The organism is Mesorhizobium sp. M7A.T.Ca.US.000.02.2.1 (assembly GCF_003996995.1).
Classification (GTDB): domain Bacteria; phylum Pseudomonadota; class Alphaproteobacteria; order Rhizobiales; family Rhizobiaceae; genus Mesorhizobium.
In genome coordinates this window covers 1-2,598 of record NZ_RZTT01000610.1, presented here as the reverse complement: position 1 = coordinate 2,598, position 2,598 = coordinate 1, and the positions used below count along the sequence as shown (strand labels likewise).

3 protein-coding genes are annotated in these 2,598 nt (G+C 62.6%); 2 read left to right on the top strand and 1 reads right to left on the bottom strand.

The window, feature by feature from the left end:
• A partial coding sequence (locus EOD15_RS32420; RefSeq protein WP_148129759.1) for an ROK family transcriptional regulator occupies positions 1 to 721 on the bottom strand: 721 nt, incomplete at its 3' end.
• 227 nt (positions 722 to 948) lie between these two features.
• Here EOD15_RS32420 and EOD15_RS32415 point away from each other — a divergent pair.
• Together EOD15_RS32415 and EOD15_RS32410 are read left to right on the top strand one after the other, a co-directional pair.
• Positions 949 to 1,965 carry a sugar ABC transporter substrate-binding protein gene (locus tag EOD15_RS32415; protein WP_056581902.1) on the top strand — a complete coding sequence of 339 codons (1,017 nt, stop codon included), beginning with the start codon at positions 949 to 951 and terminating at the stop codon, positions 1,963 to 1,965.
• Between the two features lie 159 nt (positions 1,966 to 2,124).
• A partial coding sequence (locus tag EOD15_RS32410; protein ID WP_148129758.1) for an ABC transporter permease occupies positions 2,125 to 2,598 on the top strand: 474 nt, incomplete at its 3' end.

Here is a 2,598-nt window from a genome sequence, read left to right as displayed (position 1 = left end):
CACGGGCAATGGCGCCGATATAGAAATAGACGAGGTCACGCGCAGCGCCCGCCTGGCCGAAGACGAGCTCGGCGCCGCAGGCCGATGTGGCATCGTTCTGCAAATAGACCGGAAAGTCGCATTGGGCCTGGATGTCGGCCCTGATGTCGCGGTGACGCCATTCGTCCATCACGTCGCGCGGGGCGCCGGCGGTATCGGCCCAGTTCCACAATTCGAACGGCATGGCGATGCCGAGCCCGGCGATGCGCTTGTCTTGCGCGGGCGTCAGCGCGCCGCGCATCTGCCGCATGCCGTTGCTGACGAAGTCCACCGTCTCGCGCGGCGCCGGGTAGCGATACGAATGCTGCAGCATCGAGCGGACATTGCCGAGAAAATCGATCAACACCAGTTCGGCGCTGCGGCGGCCGATCTTCAGGCCGATGAAGAAGGCGCCTTCGGGATTGAGCGCCATCGGGATGGAAGGCTGGCCGATCTTGCCGCGCAACGGGGCCTGGCGCAGCAGGAGGCTTTCTTCCTCCAGCTCGCGCATGATGACCGAAACCGTCTGCGCCGAAAGGCCGGTCATGCGGGCGATGTCGGATTTTGCCAGGCTGCCGTGCTGGCGCACCAGCGACAGCACCAACCGCTCATTGTGGTCGCGCATGCCGCTCTGGTTGGTGCCGCGGTGAATGAGACTGTCATTCACCTCGGGCGAACCATGCCTCGCAATGGCCGTTTCCACCCTGTTCCTCCCGTCGTTTCCCCTCAATGCTTTTGGGCCAGAATGGGTGAACGAAGCAAGGCTGTCAATAATAAATAAGAGTGATTTAATTATTGACAGAGGCTTCGTGCTGGTGTCTGTTGAGGCAGCGTCCACGCTGGGAGAATTTCGTTGGACGCGCTGCAGGTGCCGGTTGGCCGGCATCCGGATGGTTCCACTGGGAGGAAATCGTGACCAATACAAAACTGTTGAAATCGACCGTTTTTGCCGCCGCGGCTCTGGGGCTGATGGCGTTTGCGTCGTCCGCATCCGCGGCTGGTGTCGGTGCCTGCCTGATCACCAAGACCGACACCAATCCCTTCTTCGTCAAGATGAAGGAGGGCGCCACCGCGAAGGCCAAGGAACTCGGCGTCGACCTCAAGACCTATGCCGGCAAGATCGACGGCGACAGCGAGAGCCAGGTTGCGGCGATCGAGAGCTGCATCGCCGACGGCGCCAAGGGTATCCTGATCACTGCATCCGACACCAAGGGCATCGTGCCGACCGTGAAGAAGGCGCGCGATGCCGGCCTGCTGGTGATCGCGCTCGACACGCCGCTCGATCCGATCGACGCCGCCGACGCGACCTTTGCGACGGACAATCTCGAAGCCGGCAAGCTGATCGGTGCCTGGGCAGCCGCCACGCTCGGCGACAAGGCCAAGGACGCCAAGATCGGCTTCCTCGACCTGACGCCTTCGCAGCCGACTGTCGACGTGCTGCGTGATCAGGGCTTCATGATGGGCTACGGCATCGACGTGAAGGATCCCAACAAGATCGGCGATGAGGACGATCCCCGCATCGTCGGCCACGACGTCACCAACGGCAACGAAGAGGGCGGCCGCAAGGCGATGGAGAACCTCCTGCAGAAGGACAACACCATCAACGTCATCCACACCATCAACGAGCCTGCCGCTGTCGGCGCCTACCAGGCGCTCAAGGCTGTCGGCCTCGAAAGCCAGGTGCTGATCGTTTCCGTCGATGGCGGCTGCCCCGGCGTGAAGTCGGTGGCCGAAGGTGTCATCGGCGCCACTTCGCAGCAATACCCGCTGCAGATGGCAGCACTCGGCATCGAGGCGATCGCCGCTTTTGCCAAGGACGGAACCAAGCCGAAGCCGACCGAAGGCAAGAACTTCTTCGATACCGGCGTCAACCTGGTGACCGACAAGCCGGCCACCGGCGTCAAGTCCATCGACACCAAGGAAGGCCTCGCCAAGTGCTGGGGCTGATGCCGGTCTGACCGGCATCCAGGGAACCTGAGCGGTCGGGGCTTGATCCCCGGCCGCTTCGGGTGGACGATGGCTCGCGTGACCGCGAACAATCCCGGCGACAGACCGGAAAGGCGTGGACTGGCGTCGGCGTTTGGCCGAAGCCTACGGGGAGAAAACATGGCTCAAGCTCAGGAATTCGAGAAAGTTCTTTCGAGCAGCGACACAAGCGTTGCCGCTTTCGACGAGCACAAATCGGCCGTCAAGCGCATCCAGCATTTCCTGCATTCGACACCTGCCGCGGTGCCGCTGATCGTCCTGGTTCTGGCGATCATCGTTTTCGGCATCACCATCGGAGGGCGGTTCTTTTCGTCCTACACGCTGACGCTTATCCTGCAGCAGATCGCCATCATCGGCATTCTGGGTGCCGCACAGACGCTGGTCATCCTGACCGCCGGCATCGACCTGTCGATCGGCGTGATCATGGTAATTTCAGCGGTGATCATGGGCAATTGCGCGGTCAGCTACGGTATGCCGAGCGCGCTCGCCGTGGCGATCGGGCTTGCCGCCGGCGCGGCCTGCGGGCTGCTCAACGGCGTGCTTGTCGCCTACATGAAGCTGCCGCCCTTCATCGTGACGCTTGGCACCTGGAAC